Here is a 21,432-nt window from a genome sequence, read left to right as displayed (position 1 = left end):
TAATCGTAGATCTCTATATGGAGGGATGCCCGAGTGGTTAAAGGGGACGGACTGTAAATCCGTTGCGTATGCTACGTTGGTTCAAATCCAACTCCCTCCACCATTTGTAGAGAATTAGTTATTGTTGCGGGTATAGCTCAATGGTAGAGCAGTAGCCTTCCAAGCTAAATATGCGGGTTCGATTCCCGCTACCCGCTCCATTTTATCCTATGATTAGTTAATGTGAATATATAATATCAAGCTTTCGTAGAAAGGTCAGGTCAAATGGCTAAAAGTAAATTTGAGAGAACAAAGCCGCACGTAAATGTTGGTACTATTGGTCACGTTGACCATGGTAAGACCTCATTAACCGCTGCGATTACAAAATACTTTGGTGAGTTTAGAGCTTATGATCAAATTGATGCTGCACCAGAAGAAAAAGCACGTGGTATAACTATTTCAGCAGCCCATGTTGAATATGAGACAGAGAATCGTCACTATGCCCACGTTGATTGTCCAGGTCACGCAGATTATGTAAAAAATATGATTACTGGTGCGGCTCAAATGGATGGCGCTATTCTCGTTGTTTCAGCAGCCGATGGTCCAATGCCGCAGACACGTGAACATATTTTGCTAGCTCACCAAGTTGGTGTTCCAGCTATGGTTGTCTTCATGAATAAGGTTGACCAGGTTGATGATGAAGAATTATTAGAATTAGTAGAATTAGAGTTACGTGAACTTTTAACTAATTATGATTTTCCTGGTGATGAAATTCCAATTATTAGAGGTTCAGCTCTTGCAGCTTTAGAAGATAGTGATAAGACAATAGGTGAAGATGCTATTCGTGCATTAGTTGCTGCTATTGATTCTTACATTCCTATTCCTGAACGTCCAATTGATCAGCCGTTCTTAATGCCTATAGAAGATGTATTTTCTATTTCTGGTCGCGGTACAGTTGTTACGGTCGTATTGAGCGTGGTGTTATTAAGGTTGGTGAGGAAGTTGAAATTTTAGGTATCCGTGATACAGTTAAAACTACTATCACAGGTGTTGAAATGTTCCGTAAGCTTCTTGATCAAGGTCAAGCAGGTGATAATGTAGGCGCTTTATTGCGTGGTATTGACCGTGAAGGTGTTGAGCGTGGTCAGGTTTTAGCTAAACCTGGTAGTGTTACTCCTCATACTAAATTCCAGGCAGAAGCTTATATTCTAACAAAAGAAGAAGGTGGTCGTCATACACCATTTTTAACTAATTATCGTCCACAGTTTTATTTCCGTACAACCGATGTTACTGGCGTTGTTACTCTTCCAGCAAATGTTGAAATGGTTATGCCAGGTGATAATGTTGCAATGGATGTTACTCTTATTTCTCCTATAGCAATGGAAGAAAAACTTCGTTTTGCTATTCGTGAAGGTGGTCGTACTGTTGGTGCAGGTGTTGTATCTAAAATTATTGAATAATAAATACGCTTGTCGTATTTAAGGGGTATAGCTCAGTTGGTAGAGCGGCGGTCTCCAAAACCGTAGGTCGCGGGTTCAAGTCCTGCTGCCCCTGCCATTTATAATTTTAGGATAATGCTTGTATTTATATCTTGTTTATGTTAGATTGGGTATCAAATTTTAATGTATTTATTGGCGAGTTAGCGAACATGGCGTCTAAATCTGGTGTTGTAGAATTCTTTAAGCAGGTACGTGCTGAAGTTCGTAAAGTTGTTTGGCCTTCTAGAAAAGAAACCGTTGTTTCTTTGGTGATGGTTTTGATTCTAGTTTTTCTATCTGCTATTTTTTTCTTTGTTATTGATCAATTTTTTTCATTTATTGCTGGGCGTGGTGTGTCTTTCCTCGTTGGGCTTTTTCGTTAGTAGGAGGTCTTAGTGGCTGTGCGTTGGTATATAGTTCAGGCTTACGCAAATTCTGAGCGTAAGGTTGCTGAATCCATAAAGGAGCAAGCTGCTCAAAAGGGCTTGAGTCATTTGTTTGAGAATATTCTTGTTCCTACTGAAAAAATTGTCGAAGTTCGTCGTGGTCGTCGTGTTGATTCTGAGCGTAAATTTTTCCCCGGCTATATTTTGGTTCGTGCTGATCTTACTGATGAAGTTTATCATCTTATTAAATCTACAGCAAAAGTTGCGGGTTTTTTAGGTTCAGATTCTAAGCCTGTACCTATTGCTGATCATGAAATAGATGAAATATTGGCGCAGATAAATGAAAGGGTTGAATCTCCTCGTTCTACGTTGATTTTTGAAATTGGTGAACAGGTTCGAGTTGCTGATGGTCCTTTCGCTTCTTTCAATGGTATTGTGCAGGAAGTAGACCTTACACGGTCTCGCTTAAAGGTTGAGGTCTCTATATTTGGTAGAGCTACCCCTGTTGAATTGGATTTTGGTCAGGTAGAAAAAATTTGATTTTTATTGGATTTTTTGATATTTGTAAAATATAAAATATATGTGATTTAAATTTTATTTTTTTATATAGTTATTGTTATATAAAGTTATTTGTTGTATTTTATGAATGTTTAATATATGGTGGGAGATTGTTAAGTTATTAGCTGGCTTAATGGTTGTACCACTTTAGTGCTGCTGAGGGTTTTCCTTGGTTAATTTTCATTAATGTTGATGTTTATCAATATTTTTATTAGGGCATAAGAATGGCTAAAAAAGTTGCTGGTAAGTTGAAATTGCAGGTTCCTGCTGGTTCAGCTACTCCTTCTCCCCCGATTGGTCCTGCTTTGGGTCAACGCGGGATTAATATTATGGAATTTTGTAAGGCTTTTAACGCTGCTACACAAGATTCTGAAAAAGGTTCTCCGATTCCTGTAGTTATTACTTATTATCAGGATAAGTCTTTTAATTTCGAAATGAAGACACCACCGGTTTCATATTTTTTGAAAAAGGCTCTTAGTGTTAAGTCTGGTTCTAAGACGCCTGGTCGTGAATCTTTAGGTAAGATATCTGTTTCTCAATTGCGTGAAATAGCAGAGATTAAAATGAAAGACCTCAATGCTAACGATATTGAATCTGCTGTTAAAATGATTGCCGGTTCAGCTCGTTCTATGGGTTTAGAGGTAGTGGAGTAATAAAATGAAAAAAATTGCAAAACGCCTTAAAAAAATTAGAACAGGCTATGAAGTCGAAAAATTATATCCAATTGAAACAGCTGTTTCTTTAGTGAAAGAGCGTGCTATCGCTAAATTTGATGAAACTGTAGAGGTCGCCTTTAATTTGGGCGTTGATCCTCGTCACGCTGATCAAATGGTGCGTGGAGTTGTTAATCTACCTCATGGTACTGGTCGTGATGTCAGAGTTGCGGTTTTCGCTCGTGGAGATAAAGCTGAAGAGGCTAAGGCTGCAGGTGCAGATATAGTAGGCGCTGAAGATTTATTTGAAGTAGTTAATAGTGGCAAGGTTGATTTTGACCGTTGTATAGCTACTCCTGATATGATGCCATTAGTTGGTCGCTTAGGTAAGATTTTAGGTCCACGTAGCTTAATGCCAAATCCTAAAGTTGGTACTGTTACCACTGATGTCGCTTCTGCTGTTAAATCCTCGAAAGGTGGCGCAGTTGAATTTCGCGTTGAAAAAGCAGGTATAGTTCACGCTGGTATAGGAAAAGTTTCTTTTTCTGATAATGCTTTGGTGGATAATATTAAAGCTATTTGTGATGCAGTTCTTAAAGCGAAACCTTCAGGTGCAAAAGGTGAATATCTGAAACGGGTTTCTATTTCATCTACTATGGGTGTTGGTGTTAAGGTAGAAGTTTCTACTTTATATGCAGAATAATTGCCCTTTATTGGGTGTTTTATTTGAGAGTTTTCTCTCAAATATATCCTGTCCGAGATTGTAGGTGGAATATAATTCCTTAATTAATCGCCTTCATGAGACGTGGAGAGATCATATGCTAATTAGTATAGGGTTTATCGGGTTTATCTTTGATGGTTTTATAGCCGCTAAGAGGGCAGGATCCTCACTGGTTTCGTAATAATGCGAAATCTAATTCAATTTATAAGCTTTGCTTATTAATGGAGGACAATGTGGAAAGAGCTGAAAAACGAGAATTTGTGACATGGTTGAACAAGACTCTTGCGGAGTCAGGTTCATTTGTCATAGCACATTATTCAGGTCTTACTGTGGCACAAATGAATGACTTTCGTTCAAAAATGCGTGATGCAGGTGGATCTGTAAAAGTTGCTAAAAATCGTCTTGCTAAAATTGCTCTTAAGGGAACAGCATCAGAAGATGTATCAAATTTGTTTAATGGACAAACATTGATTGCATATTCTGCAGATCCTATCACAGCGCCTAAAATATCTGTAGATTTTGCTAAGACTAATAATAATCTTGTTATTCTTGGTGGAGCTATGGGTTCTACACAACTTGATGCAGGGTCAGTTAATGCTTTAGCGGCGTTACCTTCCTTGGACGAGTTGCGTGGTCGCTTGTTAGGTATGATAACAACGCCTGCTACACGTATTGCACGTATAGTTAAGGAACCTGCTTCACAGGTTGCTCGCGTTGTTGGTGCTTATTCTCGTAAAGACGAAGCAGCATAATGATTTGTTAATTATAATATTAAAGTTAAACCCTTAAATTCAAAGGAAATATAAAAATGGCTGATTTAAATAAGCTTTGTGATGAACTTTCTGCTCTAACTGTTTTAGAAGCAGCTGAACTTTCAAAATTATTAGAAGAAAAATGGGGCGTTTCTGCTGCTGCTCCAGTTGCAGTTGCTGCTGTAGCTGGTGGTGGTGCTGCTGCTCCAGTAGAAGAAAAAACTGAATTTGATGTTGTTTTAGTTGATGCTGGTGCTGGAAAAATAAATGTTATTAAAGAAGTACGTAGCATTACAGGTTTAGGTCTAAAAGAAGCTAAAGACTTAGTAGAAGGAGCACCTAAGCCAGTAAAAGAAGGTGTGTCTAAGGATGAAGCTGAAAAAATTAAAGCAGCTTTAGAAGGCGCAGGCGCTAAAGTTGAATTAAAATAAAATATTTTGTTGGAATGGGGTCTCCCATTCCAATTCTTTAGTGAAGCGGTATATTATATAATAATATTAACTTTTTTGATTTAAGGTAGTTATTAAGGAGCAATTATGGCTCAAGTCCAGTCTTTTAACGGTCGTAGGCGTATACGTAAGGTTTTTGGTAATATCCCTGATGTTGCTAAAATGCCGAATCTGATAGAAGTTCAAAAAAAATCGTATGACCAATTTCTCATGATGGATAAACCTGAAGGTGGTCGTCCGGATGAGGGCTTGCAATCAGTTTTTAAGTCAGTTTTTCCAATAGATGACTTTTTAGGCAATGCGATGTTGGAGTTCGTTGGTTACGAATTTGATGCACCAAAATTTGATATTGAAGAATGTCGTCAACGTGATTTGACCTATGCCGCTCCTCTTAAGGTTACCTTTCGCTTAATAGTTTTTGATGTCGATCCTGATACTAAATCACGTTCTATCCGTGATATTAAAGAGCAAGAAGTCTATATGGGCGATGTCCCGTTAATGACAGGCAATGCTACTTTTGTTATTAATGGTACTGAGCGTGTTATTGTTTCTCAAATGCATCGTTCTCCAGGTGTGTTTTTTGATCATGACCGTGGTAAAACTCATTCTTCAGGTAAATTTCTATTTGCTGCTCGTATTATTCCTTATCGTGGATCTTGGATAGATTTTGAATTTGATGCAAAAGACATCGTTTATGCTAGAATAGATCGTCGCCGTAAGATACCAGTTACTAGTATTTTAAAAGCGCTTGGTATGGACGGACAAGATATCTTAGGTTATTTCTATAATAATATTTGCTATACACGCTGTGTAAATGGTTGGGCAAAACCTTTTGTCGCTGCACGTTATAAAGGTCAAAAATTAGTTGTAGATCTTGTTAATGCGGAAACAGGAGAAGTTGTCGTTGAGGCAGGTAAAAAAATTACCTCTCGTATGGCTCGTGAGTTATCAGATAAAGGTCTTAAGAATATTTTAATTTCAGAAGATGATTTATTGGGCGCATATATAGCTAAAGATATTGTTAATTATGAAACCGGTGAAATATATTTCGAAGCAGGGCATGAAATTGATGAAAAGGCACTTGAATTATTTCAAGAAATTAATTTAGATGAATTGAATGTGCTAGATATAGATCATGTTACTGTAGGTGCTTATATTAGAAATACTTTAGTAGCAGATAAAAATGAAACCCGTGAAGAAGCTCTATTTGAAATTTATCGCGTTATGCGTCCAGGTGAGCCTCCTACATTAGAGACAGCTGAGAATTTATTTCATTCCTTATTCTTTGATTCTGAAAGATATGATCTATCAGCTGTTGGTCGGGTTAAGATGAATATACGTCTTAATTTAGATGCTGATGATAGTATTAGAACTTTACGTAAAGAAGATATTTTAGCTATTATAAAAGCTCTTGTTGGTTTGAGAGATGGCAATGGTGAAATTGATGATATTGATAATTTAGGTAACCGTAGAGTTCGCTCAGTAGGTGAACTTATGGAACATCAATATCGTATCGGTTTATTACGTATGGAGCGCGCTATAAAAGAGCGTATGTCTTCTAGTGATGTAGATACTGTTATGCCACAAGATTTAATTAATGCTAAGCCAGTAGCTTCGGTTATACGTGAGTTTTTTGGATCGTCTCAATTATCTCAATTTATGGATCAAACCAATCCTTTATCAGAGATTGCACATAAACGTCGTTTATCGGCCTTGGGTCCTGGTGGATTAACTCGTGATAGAGCCGGTTTTGAAGTTCGTGACGTTCATCCTACCCACTATGGTAGAATATGTCCTATTGAAACTCCTGAAGGTCCTAACATTGGTTTGATTAATTCTTTAGCAACATTTGCTCATGTTAATAAGTATGGTTTTATTGAAACACCATATCGTAAAATTATTGATGGCGTAGTTACTAATGAAATTGTTTATCTTTCTGCTATGGAAGAAACTCGACATTATATAGCGCAAGCTAATTCTACTTTAACAGACGATGGTCGCTTTAAAGAAGATTTTATTGTATGTCGTCATGGTGGAGAAGTTCATTTAGCGCCAAAAGAAAATATTGATCTTATGGATGTTTCTCCAAAGCAGATTGTGTCTGTAGCTGCAGCTTTAATTCCATTTTTAGAAAATGATGATGCCAATAGAGCGTTGATGGGCTCTAACATGCAACGTCAGGCAGTTCCTTTGGTTCGCTCTGAAGCACCTTTTGTTGGTACTGGAATGGAATCTATAGTTGCTCGTGATTCTGGTTCAGCTATTGTTGCTGTTCGTGATGGTGTTGTTGATCAGGTGGATGCAACTCGTATAGTTATCCGTGCTACTGGTGATTTAGATCCTTCTAGCTCTAGTGTTGATATTTATCAGTTGATGAAATTCCGTCGCTCTAATCAGAGTACTTGTATTAATCAACGTCCATTAGTTCAAACTGGTGATATAGTTGAAAATGGTGATATTATTGCAGATGGTCCTTCTACGGACTTAGGTGATTTAGCTTTAGGGCGTAATGTTCTCGTCGCTTTTATGCCTTGGAATGGTTACAATTTTGAGGATTCTATTTTATTATCTGAACGTATGGTTTCAGATGATGTTTATACATCAATCCATATTGAAGAATATGAAATAGCTGCGCGGGATACTAAGTTAGGTCCTGAAGAGATAACAAATGATATTCCTAATGTTTCAGAAGAATCTTTAAAAAATTTAGATGAATCTGGTATCGTTTATATTGGAGCAGAAGTTCATCCAGGTGATATATTAGTAGGTAAAATTACCCCTAAAGGTGAAAGTCCTATGACACCAGAGGAAAAATTACTTAGAGCGATTTTTGGTGAAAAAGCTTCTGATGTTCGTGATACTTCTATGCGTATGCCTCCAGGTGCCTATGGTACGGTTGTTGATGTGCACGTATTTAATCGTCATGGTATTGAAAAAGATGAACGTGCTTTATCTATAGAACGTGCTGAAATAGAGCGTCTATCTAAAGATAGGAATGACGAACAAGCTATTTTAGATAGAAATGTTTACGCTCGTTTCTTTGATATATTAGTTAATAATCCAGCTATTACTGGCCCTAAAGGTTATGTTCCAGGTGTTATGTTAACTGATAGTATTTTAAAAGAATATCCTCGCTCTCAGTGGTGGCAATTTGCGTTTGAATCTCAAGAGTTGCAATTTCAAGTTGACGCTATGCGTAAGCAATATGAGGAGGCTAAACGTGCTATTGAAAAGCGTTTCGCTGATAAAGTAGCTAAAGTTCAGCGTGGAGATGAAATGTCTCCAGGTGTGATGAAAATGGTGAAAGTTTTTGTTGCTGTTAAACGTAAAATTCAGTCAGGGGATAAAATGGCTGGTCGTCACGGTAATAAAGGTGTTGTTTCTAGAATTATGCCTTGTGAAGATATGCCATTTTTAGAAGATGGAACACCAGTTGATATAGTTTTAAATCCTTTAGGTGTTCCGAGTCGGATGAATGTTGGACAAATTCTTGAAACACATTTAGGTTGGGCTTGTGCTGGTATGGGTAAACGTATCGGTGACATGTTAGAATCTTATCGTCAAACAGGTGATATTGCTCCTTTAAAACAGGAGATTGAAAAAGTTATTCCAGATAATAATAGAAATGAACCTGTAAGATTATATGATGATGCAAGTTTAGTTCGCTTAGCTGAACAGATGAAAACAGGTGTATCTATAGCTACTCCGGTATTTGATGGAGCTCATGAAAGTGATATTAATCAAATGCTTGCAGATGCTGGTTTGGATACTTCTGGTCAGGTTACTCTTTATGATGGTCGTACCGGTGATGTTTTTGATCGTCCAGTTACAGTAGGCTATATTTATATGCTTAAATTGCATCATCTTGTTGATGATAAATTACATGCTCGTTCTATAGGTCCTTATTCTCTGGTTAGCCAACAGCCATTAGGTGGTAAAGCGCAATTTGGTGGTCAACGTTTTGGTGAGATGGAAGTTTGGGCATTAGAGGCATATGGTGCAGCTTACACATTACAAGAGATGTTGACGGTGAAATCTGATGATGTTGCAGGTCGTACTAAGGTTTATGAATCTATTGTTCGTGGTGATGATAGTTTTGAAACAGGTATTCCTGAGAGCTTTAATGTGCTAGTAAAAGAAATGAGATCGTTAGGTTTAAACATTGAGCTTGATGATACTCGTGAGTTATTTACAGTAGCGAATAGGAGTAATGATCTAGAGTTACCTTCATCATAATTTATTGTAACCGCTCTATTTAGAGCGGTTAGGAATCATCTATTTTAGAATACTAGAATATTGTTATCAACTAAAAGGGAAAGCCCATTTTAAGGAGAGCAGCATGAGCCAAGAGGTCATGAATCTATTCAACCCTCAGGGAGTGCAACAAACTTTTGACTCCATTCGTATATCAATAGCAAGTCCAGAAAAGATCTTATCTTGGTCTTATGGAGAAATTAAAAAGCCAGAAACAATTAATTATCGTACCTTTAAGCCTGAGCGTGATGGTCTTTTTTGTGCTCGCATTTTTGGTCCAATTAAAGATTATGAGTGTTTATGTGGTAAATATAAACGCATGAAATATAAAGGCGTCATTTGTGAAAAATGTGGCGTTGAGGTAACACTTTCACGTGTTAGAAGAGAGCGTATGGGGCATATCGAATTAGCAGCCCCCGTTGCGCATATTTGGTTTTTAAAATCTTTACCTAGCCGCATCGGTACTTTACTTGATTTACAGCTTAAAGATATAGAAAGAGTTCTTTATTTTGAGAATTATATTGTATTGGAGCCAGGGTTAACTGACTTAAAAATGCATCAATTATTGTCTGAAGATGAATATTTACAGGCTATTGATGAATATGGTAAAGATCGTTTTACTGCTATGATAGGTGCTGAGGCTATCTATGAAATTTTAGCAGCTATGGATTTGCCTAAAATTGCTGAAGATATTCGTCAGGAATTATCGCAAACTACTTCAGAACTTAAGCAAAAAAAATTACTTAAGCGTTTAAAAATAATTGAAAATTTTATTGAATCTGGTAATCGTCCTGAATGGATGATCATGAAAGTGATACCGGTTATTCCACCGGATTTACGTCCTTTAGTACCATTGGATGGTGGTCGTTTTGCTACATCTGATCTAAATGATCTTTATCGCCGTGTGATAAATCGTAATAATCGTTTAAAACGTTTATTGGAGTTAAAAGCACCTAGCATTATTGTTCGTAATGAAAAACGTATGTTACAAGAAGCTGTAGATGCTTTATTTGATAATGGTCGTCGTGGTCGTGTGATTACAGGATCTAATAAACGTCCGCTTAAATCTTTATCTGATATGTTAAAAGGGAAACAAGGTCGTTTTCGTCAAAATCTATTAGGTAAACGTGTTGATTATTCCGGTCGTTCTGTTATTGTTACAGGTCCAACGTTGAAATTACATCAATGTGGTCTACCTAAAAAAATGGCATTAGAGTTATTTAAGCCGTTTATTTATGCTCGTTTAGATGCAAAAGGTTTATCTTCTACTGTTAAACAATCGAAAAAATTAGTAGAGAAAGAACGTCCTGAAGTATGGGACATATTGGATGAAGTTATTCGTGAACATCCAGTCTTGTTAAATCGTGCGCCTACATTACACCGTTTAGGAATTCAAGCTTTTGAACCTGTATTAATTGAAGGTAAAACAATTCAGTTACATCCATTGGTTTGTTCAGCTTTTAATGCGGATTTTGATGGTGATCAAATGGCTGTCCATGTGCCTTTATCTATTGAAGCACAATTAGAAGCTCGTGTTTTAATGATGTCTACAAATAATATCTTACATCCTGCTAGTGGAGCGCCTGTTATTGTGCCTTCTCAAGATATGGTGTTAGGACTTTATTATTTATCAATTATATTAGAGAATGAGCCTGGCGAAGGTATGATATTTTCTGATATGGGTGAATTACAGCATGCCCTTGAAAATAAAATAGTAACATTACATTCAAAAATTCGTGCTCGCTTTAAGACGGTTGATGAAAATGGTGATCCAGCCAGTAAAATATATGAAACTACTCCTGGTCGTTTTATTATTTCTGATTTATTACCAAAGCATCATGAAATTACTTACGATTTAGTCAATAAAGAGATGACCCAAAAAACTATATCAGCTATGGTTGATCATGTTTATCGTTATTGTGGGCAAAAGGATGCTGTTATCTTTAGTGATCGTATTATGCAACTAGGCTTTTCTTATGCTTGTCGTTCTGGTATCTCTTTTGGTAAAGATGATATGGTGATTCCTGAAACTAAATCTCTTTTGGTTTCTCAAACTGAAACGCTAGTACAAGAATATGAACAACAATATAATGATGGTCTAATAACTCAAGGTGAGAAATACAATAAAGTAGTTGATGCTTGGGGTAAATGTACTGATCGTGTTGCTGATGAAATGATGAAGAGTATTCGTGCTGTTCGTCATGATAAAGAAAGCGGTAGACAGTTACCTATGAATGCTATTTATATGATGTCTCACTCAGGAGCTCGTGCTTCGGCGAACCAAATTAAACAATTAGCTGGTATGCGTGGTTTGATGGCAAAACCTTCTGGTGAAATTATTGAAACTCCAATTATTTCTAATTTTAAAGAAGGTTTGACAGTTCATGAATATTTTAACTCTACGCATGGTGCTCGTAAGGGTCTAGCTGATACGGCGTTAAAAACAGCAAATTCAGGTTATTTAACACGTCGTTTAGTGGATGTTGCTCAAGATGCTATAATTATGGATAAAGATTGTGGCACTAATAATGGTTTAACCATGCATGCGATTATTGACTCTGGTCAGGTAGTTGCTACTCTTGGTCAGCGTATTTTAGGTCGTGTAGCTTTAGAAGATGTTGCTTCACTTCATGATAATAAAGTTATTATTAACCGAGGTGAAATGATAGAAGAGCGCCATGTAGCAGAAATAGAAAAAGCAGATATTCAGTTTGTAAAAGTTAGATCTGCTCTTACTTGTGAAAATAAAGTAGGGATTTGTTCAAAATGTTATGGTCGTGATTTAGCAAGGGGTACTTTAGTGAATTATGGTGAAGCTGTAGGTGTAATTGCAGCTCAATCCATTGGTGAACCTGGTACTCAGCTTACTATGCGTACTTTCCACTTAGGCGGTACAGCGCAAGTTGTTGATACTTCTTATTTAGATTCTAGTTATGATGGTATCATTGAATTACGAAATAAAAATGTTATTCGTAATGCGGACGGGCAATTGATCGTTATGGGTCGTAATGTTTCAGTTGTAGTTAAAGATCCAAATAGTAAAGATTCTAGTGCTGATAAATTTTTAGCGCGTAATCTACCATATGGAGCTAAATTATTTGTTGATGATGGTGAACATATTCGTCGTGGTCAACGCGTAGCTGAATGGGATCCATATACCCGATTAATTATTAGTGAAGTAGAGGGTATAGTAGCCTTTGAAGATTTGGTTGATGGTTTATCAGTTGCTGAAACTACTGATGAAGCTACAGGCATTACTAAAAGGCAGATCATTGATTGGAGAGCTAACCCTAGAGGAGTTGATCTAAAACCAGCTATTATTATTAAAGACAAAGATAATAATATTATTAAATTAAGTAATGGTTCAGATGCTAGATTCCAATTGTCTATGGGTACTATCTTATCAGTAGAACCAGGTGCAAAAATTAAGGCCGCTGATATAATCGCACGTATTCCTATGGAAGGCACAAAGACAAAAGATATAACCGGTGGTTTACCTCGTGTTGCTGAATTATTTGAAGCCCGTCGTCCAAAAAATCATGCTATTATTTCTGAAATTACTGGTACTATACGTTTTGGTCGTGACTATAAAAGCAAACGACGCATTATTGTAGAACCAGAAGATAAAACAATGGAGCCAGTAGAATATCTAATTCCTAAAGGTAAGCCTTTTTATCTGCAGGATGGTGATTTTGTCGAGAGAGGTGATTTCATTTTAGATGCTGATCCAGCACCGCATGATATTTTAGCTACCAAAGGCGTTGAAGCTTTAGCTAATTATTTGGTTAATGAAATTCAAGAAGTTTATCGTTTACAAGGTGTTGTTATTAACGACAAACATATTGAAGTTATCGTTCGTCAGATGTTGCAAAAAGTTGAAGTAACAGATGCTGGAGATTCTGATTATATAGTAGGTGATAATATAGATAAAATAGAATTTGATGAGGTTAATCAATTCTTGGAGTCTAAAGGTAAACGCCCAGCTTCCAGTAAACCAGTTTTACTTGGTATTACTAAAGCTTCTTTACGTACACCTTCCTTTATTTCTGCAGCTTCTTTCCAAGAAACTACTAGAGTATTAACTGAAGCTGCCGTAGCAGGTAAAGTTGATACTTTACAAGGTTTAAAAGAAAATGTGATTGTAGGTCGTTTAATCCCAGCTGGAACGGGAGGCACTATAGCGCAAATTCGTCGTATTGCTAAAGCGAGAGATGATCTTATAGTAGATGAAAGAAAAAAATGTCACAATAATGATTTAGCTAATAATATATTAGAAGATATGAGTGATAATCAGCTTTAATTTACTTTTATATTTTATGTCTTAGAAAGGCCAGCTATTTAGCTGGTCTTTCGTTTAATTAGGGTAAATTTTATTACACTTTTTTGAATATTGTTATTTGCAATTTAGTTTCAATAAATTACGAAACTATTAATTTCGATTACGATATCAGGTAAAGTTGATATTTTGCAAGGTTTTATAGTGTGATAGTAGATTATTTAATTTTAGCTGGAACGGGTATCATTATTGTATAAGTTTGTTGTAATGCTAACGCGATAGATGATCTTGTAATAGATGAAAGAAATGTCATAATAATGATTTAGCTAATAATATATTAGAAGATATGAGTGATAATCAGCTTTAATTTATTCTATAATTCACTTAACATAAAGACCAGCATTAAATAATTGGTCTTTATGCTAAGTTATGCTAGTTATATTTAATCATTATCTATTATAAAAGGGGCTTTAATTTTATAATTTTTATTAGCAGATAAAAATTCTATTTTTATATAGACGGGTGGTAGGGATATACGTTCTGATTTGGGTAATTTGTAGAATAATAACTCTAAAAATGGTCTATTGATTGCTGTTAAATTAATATATAACAAATTAATGAACTTAAAATATTTTTTAATTATAGTTAATTTTGAAATAGTAGCTCTATAGTAATTTTTTTGTTTAAATTTTATCATGTCTTATCTCTCACGGACTATTCATTCTTATACTATAACAAGCGTATTTTTTAGTTTTGATAATACTACAAGCTTTAATAGCTTGGTTTCTTGTATTAAAACCTAGAAATCTAGCTCTATAGAAGGTTTTTCTATTTTTAATATAAGTAGAGACCTCTGGAATGTTATTTACTAATAGATTATTTGTGTCATTTATAATTTTCTTCAATAGTGTATTGGCAGCTTCTTTTGTAGGTAAAGATCCAATTTGTATTGCCCAATCAGATTGTATAGGTCTATTTTTAGGAATAACTATCTGTTTGGTTCTTTGTGGGTTAATTGTAGGTACAATGAGAGCTGTTTTATTTTTAGCTATTTGAACTGTAGGTTTATTATGTTTATCGATAAAATTTTGCCTATTTTTTGATAATACTGGTATTGGTATGGTAGCGGATTTTTTAGGTATAGCTGAATTAAATTCATTTTTATTAAATGGTATTTTATTTGAAGCCATGGGTAAGTATTTTTTCAGCAAAAATTGCATATATTGATCACGGGATGATGCTTTATTACCACCCATCACAACTGCTACTACATTTTTATTTGCTAGTTTTATAGATGAAGCAATGTTATAACCAGACATGTTGATATATCCAGTTTTTAATCCATCTACACCTCTTACATTATCTAATAATTTATTGTGGTTATAAATAGTTTTACCTCTATAATTAAAGGTTTTAGTAGAAAATAAATAGTAATATTCTGGAAAATCTCGTTTAAGGGCTATAGCTAATATACTCATATCTTCAGCAGTAGTATATTGTTTTAAATCTGGAAGTCCTGAAGGATTAGTAAATTTTGTTTTATGCATACCTAATGTTTTTGCTTTAACATTCATCATTTTAACAAATCTTTGTTCATTTACACCTATATGCTCTGCTAATACTATCGCAGCATCATTTGCAGAGCGAACAATTAAACCTAAGATAGCGTCTTTAACGGTTATTGTTTGTTTGGTAGTTAAACCTAGTTTTGTTGGTGGTTGTTTAGAGGCCTTTACAGAAACTTTCATTTTACGATTTATATTAGTTCGTTTTTCTTTTAAAGCTTCGAATACTAGATATAAAGTCATCATTTTAGTTAATGAAGCAGGATATCTTTTTATAGTTGAATTTTTTTGAAATAAAATTTTTCCTGTATTTACATCTACTACTATTGCCGCATATTTTTGACTATGAAAATTTCGTGGCGTAGCTATTACTGTTATTGATTGATTAATATAAAATATTAAACTTAAAATTATAATGCTGTATTTTTTAAAATAATATTTCATAACATAATCTTTTAAAATAATTTGATTATTAGTTTTATATTGATAATTAGTTTATAAATAGTAATTATATCAAGGATTAACAATTTTTTTATCTAATGTTGGAACCATAGAAGCATAAATAAATTCTTTTACTATAATATTATTTCTATTTTAGAAACGAGGAATTTTATGCCACCATTTTCATCGCATTTAGAGAATAGTTTGCAACATACTTTACAGATAGCTAGTGATTATAAACATGAGTATGTTACCTTAGAACATTTACTTTATAGTTTGCTTAATAATGAAGAGGTTATGGCTGCTTTAATTTTTTGCCAAGTAGATATTGAAGAATTGACTAATAATGTTAAAAAATATTTAGAAGAATCGTTAGCCGTTTTTGTGTTAACTTATAAACAAGAGCCTAAACCAACGGCTGCATTTCAGCGAGTAATCCAAAGAGCAGTAATGCAATCACAATCGCAAATGGGTTTAAAGCTAGTAAATTCGGTAAATGTATTAATGGCAATTTTTTCAGAATCTGAAAGTTATGCTGCTTTTTTATTGAAAGAACAAAATTTAACTATTTATGAAGTAATGTCTTATTTAGTACAATCTCATGATATAGAAAATGAAAAGGAAATAAGTAGTAATTATAAGAAATTTGATATGTTTGGTTCTATTTTTCCCTCTCAGAATGATTCTGTTGAAAAAAGCAAACCCTTAGATAAAGCTGAGGAACCAATAAAAAATTATGAGATTTTATCTGCTACATGTATTAATTTAAATGAAAGAGTAAAGTTAGGTAGAATAGATCCTTTAATAGGAAGAGAAAAAGAAATTGAACGTACTATTCAAGTTTTATGTCGACGTTCTAAAAATAACCCTATTTTTGTAGGTGATCCTGGTGTTGGAAAAACTGCTATAGTTGAAGGTTTAGCAAAACTTATTGTAGAAGAAAAAGTACCAGCGAGTTTAAAAGATACAGTAATATTTTCTTTAGATATGGGGTTATTATTAGCTGGTACTAAATATAGAGGTGATTTTGAAGAGAAATTAAAACAAATAGTTAAAGAATTAGAAAATCATCCTCACGCAGTATTATTCATTGATGAAATTCATACTATAATAGGTGCTGGTTCAACCGCTGGTGGCGCATTAGATGCAGCAAACTTATTAAAACCAGCTCTTGCTTCAGGAGCTATTAGATGTATAGGCTCTACTACTTATAAAGAATTTAGGCAATTTTTTGAAAAAGATGCAGCTTTAGTAAGACGTTTTCAAAAAATTGATGTTAAGGAGCCAACAGTTGAAGAAACCATAAAAATAGTTACAGGTTTAAAACCATTATTTGAAAATTTTCATAAAATTAATTATACTGATGAGGCTTTACAAGCAGCTGTAATGCTTGCTGATAGATATATAGTTAATAGAAAATTACCAGATAAAGCAGTGGATGTTATAGATGAAACTGGTGCAAGGCAAATGTTATTAGCAGCAGAGCATCGTAAAAGTATAATTACTAAAAAAGATATAGAATTAACAATTTCTACCATTGCAAAAATACCACAACACGCTTTCTCTAAGAGCGATGAAGAAAATTTAGCTGAATTAGAGAATAAATTAAAAAAATTGATCTATGGTCAAGATACAGCGATAAATATTTTATCAACGGCGTTAAAAATGTCAAAAGCTGGTTTGTCTGACCCGAACAAACCAATAGGTAGTTATTTATTTGTAGGACCTACAGGTGTAGGAAAAACTGAAGTAGCTAATAATTTAGCTCAGTTATCTGGTTTACCTATCATTCGTTTTGATATGTCAGAATATATGGAACGACATTCTATTTCAAGATTAATAGGAGCACCTCCAGGCTATGTTGGATTTGAACAGGGAGGATTATTAACAGATGCTATAGATCAACAACCACATTGCGTATTATTATTAGATGAAATAGAAAAAGCTCATAGTGATTTATTTAATATTTTATTACAAGTGATGGATAACGGCAAATTAACAGATCATAATGGTAAAGCAATAGATTTTAGAAATGTTATTTTAATAATGACTTCTAATGTTGGAGCAATGCAATTAGAAAAAGAAACTATAGGTTTTAGAAATCATCTAGGAAGTAATAACGTTCTGGAAGAGATAAAAAATATTTTCTCACCTGAGTTTCGTAATAGGTTAGATGCTGTTGTTTCTTTTAGTGGTTTAACGACAGATATTGTTAAAAAAATAGTTAAGAAATTTTTACATAATTTAGAATTACAATTAATAGATCGTAAGATAACTTTTAATATAACTAATGAAGCGATTAATTGGTTAGCGATAAAAGGATATGATAAAAATATGGGCGCGCGTCCTTTAGCTAGAGTTATCCAAAAATATATTAAAAAACCTTTAGCTGAAGAAATATTATTCGGTAAATTAAAAGAAGGTGGTTTAGTTTCTATTAGTTTAAATAAAGATAGTTTAAAATTACGTATTATAGAAAAAAAATTAGATAAAAATACAACTACTAAAGGATTTACGGTAGATTTAGAGTCAGAGAATAGAACAAAAGAATATGCAGGCAGAAATGATTTTCTGTTAAAATTAGGGATGCTACCAGAAAGTAAAAATAGTATAAATTAAAATAATACTATTATGTTACAATCTAATAGCTTAGAGAGCTTGTCTGATTATTTTTGCTATATTTTCTAATTCATCTGGATCAGCAAAGGTTCTAGCATGAGTCTTTAGTTCTATATTTTTATAGCGTGGGACAACATGAAAATGTAGATGGAATACTGTCTGTCCTCCATCTGGTTCATTAAATTGAAAAATAGATATTCCATCTGCATTAAGCTTGTCTTTTGCAATTTTAGCAATTTTTTGAGTTTGTAAAATAAGATTAGGTAGATATTCTGGTGGAATATCCAAAATATTACGTGCTTTAACTTTAGGGATCACTAGCATATGTCCTTTACTTTGAGGCATAGCATCCATAATAACCGCTATATTTTCATCTTCACAAACAAAAGTTGCTTTCAATTCCTTGCGTAAAATTTTAGCAAAAATATTATTATCATCATATTGTTTCATTGTTTTCTTTCTCTATTTCAAATATTGCTTCAATTTCCACTGGTGCATCAAATGGTAGAGAGTTAACTCCTATAGCAGAGCGACTGTGTTTACCTTTTTCTCCTAGAATATTCACAAATAAATCAGAAGCTCCATTACCAACGTAGGAATGTTGAGTAAAATCATTGCTAGTTGCTATAAAAATAGTTAATTTAATTAATTTTTTAATTTTATTTAGATTATTTAAGGCTGCTTGTGCTTGTGCAAGAACATTTATCGCGCATAAAGCTGCGGCTTCGCTTGCTTGTTCTATCGATATATTTTGACCTACTTTGCCATTATATTTTAATTTTCCGTCAACCATAGGTAATTGTCCAGAAATAAATAAATATTTATCACTAGTGATATAAGGCTGATAATTAGCGACAGCAACAGTAGCTTGTGGAATTACTATATTAAGGTTTTTAAGATTTTGTTGAATATTGCTCATTACAAGAATCCTCTTAATTTTTAATCATAACATAAATTAACTAACTATAGTTAATTTGTTATTAAATTTTTATAATTGTTAGGAAACTCTTGTAAATAAAATTAAAATTGTGTAAAGTGCACAATTATCACATACACGAATATTGGTGTTTACACCTCCGGTGGCTTTTGCCTTATAGTTCGTGGAGATATAACCGGAAAGGAAAGATTAATGTCGTTACCACATTTTACGTTAAAAGATTTATTAGAAGCTGGTGTTCACTTTGGTCACCAAACTCATCGTTGGAACCCAAAAATGGCGCCATATATTCATGGTGTTCGTAATAAAGTCCATATTATTGATTTAGTACAAACAGTTCCTTTATTGCATCAAGCGCTTAAAGTAGTTTCAGATACGGTTGCTGCAGGTGGTCGTGTGTTGTTTGTAGGTACTAAAAGGCAGGCTGCATCTATTATCGCAGAATCTGCTAAACAATCTGCACAATATTATGTTAATTCCCGTTGGTTAGGTGGTATGTTAACTAACTGGAAAACAATCTCTCACTCTATTCAACGGTTACGTGCTTTAGATGAATTATTAGCTAGTGATTCTCAAGGGCTTACTAAAAAAGAATTATTAAATTTAGGCCGTGAGCGTGATAAATTAGATGTTAATTTAGGTGGTATAAGAGATATGGGCTCTACACCAGATCTATTATTTGTTATTGATACAAATAAAGAAATGATCGCAATAAATGAAGCACGTCGTTTGTCTATTCCAGTTATTGCTGTTATTGATACAAATTCTGATCCTTCTGTAGTTGATTATCCTATTCCTGGAAATGATGATGCTTCGCGTTCAATAGAATTATATTGTAAGCTTGTAGTAGAAGCTGTTTTAGATGGTTTAGCTCGTCAACAAGGTATGTCAGGTGTTGATTTAGGCGCTAAAGCAAATTTGCCTTTAGAAAATGTAACTGAGACAAATATAGCAGCTGAAGCAAATATAGAAGAGCCAAATAAAGCTTAATTATAATTTATAATTTAATATTTTATCAAGGAAAAGAGGACAAAATGAATATTTCTGCTTCTCAGGTTAAGAGCTTGCGTGAAAAAACTGGTGCAGGCATGATGGATTGTAAAACAGCCTTAATAGAATCTAATGGTGATATGACCGCTGCGGAAGATTGGTTGCGTAAAAAAGGTATAGCTAGAGCTGATAAAAAATTAGGTCGTGCTGCTGCTGAAGGACTTGTAGGTGTTGCGCGTGAAGGTAATAAGGGGGTAATGGTAGAAATTAACTCTGAAACTGATTTCGTTGCACGTAATGAAGATTTCCAAAAAATAGTACGTGATATATCTAACGTTGCTTTATCTACTGAAGGTTCAGTGGACGTTATAGCTAATGCTACTTATCCTAATTCAAGTGAAAATGTGACGGAAGCATTACGTTCAGCTGTTGCTGTTATTGGTGAAAATATGATTTTGCGTCGTGCTACTCAGTTGACAGTTGAAAATGGTGTTGTGGCTACTTATGTACATAATGCTACTTCTGAAAATATGGGTAAAATTGGTGTCTTGGTTGCTGTGGAAACAGCTGGAGATCCTGAAGCTGCTCTTGTTTTTGGTCGTCAAGTAGCCATGCATGTTGCTGCTATTAATCCTTTAGCTGTGACTGCTGATGAAATAGATGCAGAGATAGTTGCTCGTGAGAGAGCTATTTATCTTGATCAGGCGCGTCAATCTGGTAAAGCTGATAATATTGCGGAAAAAATGGTTGAAGGTAGAATGAACAAATTTTTTGCAGAAGTAGTTCTATTATCACAACCATTTGTTATTAATTCAGATCTTACTGTAGGTCAGGCAGTAGAAGAATTGTCGAAAAAAATTAATGCTCCAGTAAAAATTACGGCTTTCAAACGTTTTGTTGTAGGTGACGGCGTTGAGAAAGAAGTAACAAATTTTGCTGAAGATGTTGCTTCTATGGTTAAAAAATAATTATATTAATAGTTTGAATAAAAACACTGTGTTTTGGCACAGTGTTTTTTTTTAATTTATAACTAGCTTGAGCCTTGTTTTAGTTGCAGTTCGTAAAATAATGGTTTTAGATATTTTTAAAAAGATTATTAAGAATATTCAAAATATAAAATAATATTGCAAAAGTTGCAAAATTATTCTGTGGTAAATTTTCATCCCTTATAATAGCTTTTATTTTATAGAAGACGTTTATAGAAGACGATAGATAAATATTGTTTAAAAATTAATCACCATAGGGTTTTCCTTGTTATGAAAAGATAGAAGTCTAGTCAGCGGAGGATGGATAGTCTAAAAGACGCGTTATAATTTATTTTTTATGGTTTTTTTATCTTTTTCATTGTTTTAATGGCAATTATTGCGTTTCAGT

The 21,432-nt window shown here is 34.2% G+C and carries 15 protein-coding genes, 3 tRNA genes and 1 pseudogene; 15 read left to right on the top strand and 4 right to left on the bottom strand.

Annotated elements, in window-relative coordinates:
* The first annotated feature begins 19 nt into the window (after nt 1–19).
* From AB6T46_RS04490 to rpoC, 12 genes and pseudogenes are all read left to right on the top strand, one after another.
* Nucleotides 20–103, top strand: a tRNA-Tyr gene (locus tag AB6T46_RS04490).
* 23 nt (nt 104–126) lie between these two features.
* Nucleotides 127–200: transfer RNA gene (locus AB6T46_RS04485), tRNA-Gly, on the top strand.
* Nucleotides 201–264: 64 nt separating this feature from the next.
* Nucleotides 265–1,439: pseudogene (gene tuf / locus AB6T46_RS04480) on the top strand (elongation factor Tu).
* Nucleotides 1,440–1,460: 21 nt separating this feature from the next.
* A tRNA-Trp gene (locus AB6T46_RS04475) sits at nt 1,461–1,536 on the top strand.
* Nucleotides 1,537–1,627: 91 nt separating this feature from the next.
* The gene (gene secE, locus AB6T46_RS04470; RefSeq protein ID WP_370932048.1) at nt 1,628–1,840 is read left to right on the top strand and encodes a preprotein translocase subunit SecE; all 213 of its coding nucleotides are present in this window, start codon (nt 1,628–1,630) and stop codon (nt 1,838–1,840) included.
* 12 nt (nt 1,841–1,852) lie between these two features.
* Nucleotides 1,853–2,383 (top strand): transcription termination/antitermination protein NusG, encoded by a 531-nt coding sequence (gene nusG / locus AB6T46_RS04465; protein ID WP_370930958.1) that lies wholly within the window; start codon nt 1,853–1,855, stop codon nt 2,381–2,383.
* Nucleotides 2,384–2,625: 242 nt separating this feature from the next.
* Nucleotides 2,626–3,054 carry a 50S ribosomal protein L11 gene (gene rplK / locus AB6T46_RS04460; RefSeq protein ID WP_370930957.1) on the top strand — a complete coding sequence of 143 codons (429 nt, stop codon included), beginning with the start codon at nt 2,626–2,628 and terminating at the stop codon, nt 3,052–3,054.
* A 4-nt stretch (nt 3,055–3,058) separates the two neighbouring features.
* Nucleotides 3,059–3,757 carry a 50S ribosomal protein L1 gene (rplA, locus tag AB6T46_RS04455; protein WP_370930956.1) on the top strand — a complete coding sequence of 233 codons (699 nt, stop codon included), beginning with the start codon at nt 3,059–3,061 and terminating at the stop codon, nt 3,755–3,757.
* 251 nt (nt 3,758–4,008) lie between these two features.
* The gene (gene rplJ / locus AB6T46_RS04450) at nt 4,009–4,527 is read left to right on the top strand and encodes a 50S ribosomal protein L10 (RefSeq protein WP_370930955.1); all 519 of its coding nucleotides are present in this window, start codon (nt 4,009–4,011) and stop codon (nt 4,525–4,527) included.
* Nucleotides 4,528–4,583: 56 nt separating this feature from the next.
* Nucleotides 4,584–4,958 (top strand): 50S ribosomal protein L7/L12, encoded by a 375-nt coding sequence (gene rplL, locus AB6T46_RS04445; RefSeq protein WP_370930954.1) that lies wholly within the window; start codon nt 4,584–4,586, stop codon nt 4,956–4,958.
* Nucleotides 4,959–5,063: 105 nt separating this feature from the next.
* Nucleotides 5,064–9,212: a DNA-directed RNA polymerase subunit beta gene (gene rpoB / locus AB6T46_RS04440; RefSeq protein WP_370930953.1), complete on the top strand. Its 4,149-nt coding sequence runs from the start codon at nt 5,064–5,066 to the stop codon at nt 9,210–9,212.
* 103 nt (nt 9,213–9,315) lie between these two features.
* The gene (gene rpoC / locus AB6T46_RS04435) at nt 9,316–13,530 is read left to right on the top strand and encodes a DNA-directed RNA polymerase subunit beta' (RefSeq protein WP_370930952.1); all 4,215 of its coding nucleotides are present in this window, start codon (nt 9,316–9,318) and stop codon (nt 13,528–13,530) included.
* A 418-nt stretch (nt 13,531–13,948) separates the two neighbouring features.
* Here rpoC and AB6T46_RS04430 read toward each other — a convergent pair whose 3' ends face one another.
* Complete coding sequence (locus AB6T46_RS04430; protein WP_370930951.1) at nt 13,949–14,203, bottom strand: hypothetical protein; 255 nt, start codon at nt 14,201–14,203, stop codon at nt 13,949–13,951.
* A 10-nt stretch (nt 14,204–14,213) separates the two neighbouring features.
* Nucleotides 14,214–15,515: a D-alanyl-D-alanine carboxypeptidase gene (locus tag AB6T46_RS04425; RefSeq protein WP_370930950.1), complete on the bottom strand. Its 1,302-nt coding sequence runs from the start codon at nt 15,513–15,515 to the stop codon at nt 14,214–14,216.
* Nucleotides 15,516–15,683: 168 nt separating this feature from the next.
* Here AB6T46_RS04425 and clpA point away from each other — a divergent pair, with 168 nt between their 5' ends.
* On the top strand, nt 15,684–18,131 hold the full coding sequence (gene clpA, locus AB6T46_RS04420; protein ID WP_370930949.1) for an ATP-dependent Clp protease ATP-binding subunit ClpA: 2,448 nt from the start codon (nt 15,684–15,686) through the stop codon (nt 18,129–18,131).
* Between the two features lie 30 nt (nt 18,132–18,161).
* On the opposite strand, the gene AB6T46_RS04415 is transcribed toward clpA, so the two are convergent.
* Nucleotides 18,162–18,581, bottom strand: coding sequence for an HIT family protein (locus AB6T46_RS04415; protein WP_370930948.1), 420 nt, complete (start codon nt 18,579–18,581; stop codon nt 18,162–18,164).
* The gene (locus tag AB6T46_RS04410; protein ID WP_370930947.1) at nt 18,568–19,050 is read right to left on the bottom strand and encodes a RidA family protein; all 483 of its coding nucleotides are present in this window, start codon (nt 19,048–19,050) and stop codon (nt 18,568–18,570) included. The genes AB6T46_RS04415 and AB6T46_RS04410 overlap by 14 nt, the downstream gene beginning before the upstream one ends.
* Nucleotides 19,051–19,260: 210 nt before the next feature.
* On the opposite strand from AB6T46_RS04410, the gene rpsB reads away from it, so the two are divergent.
* The gene (rpsB, locus tag AB6T46_RS04405; RefSeq protein WP_370930946.1) at nt 19,261–20,058 is read left to right on the top strand and encodes a 30S ribosomal protein S2; all 798 of its coding nucleotides are present in this window, start codon (nt 19,261–19,263) and stop codon (nt 20,056–20,058) included.
* A gap of 44 nt (nt 20,059–20,102) precedes the next feature.
* Entirely contained in the window at nt 20,103–21,026 is a 924-nt protein-coding gene (gene tsf / locus AB6T46_RS04400) for a translation elongation factor Ts (protein ID WP_370930945.1), read from the top strand.
* The last annotated feature ends 406 nt before the right edge of the window (nt 21,027–21,432 follow it).

The organism is Bartonella sp. DGB1 (assembly GCF_041345015.1).
Lineage (GTDB): Bacteria > Pseudomonadota > Alphaproteobacteria > Rhizobiales > Rhizobiaceae > DGB1.
This window is presented reverse-complemented; position numbering and strand designations above follow the sequence as displayed.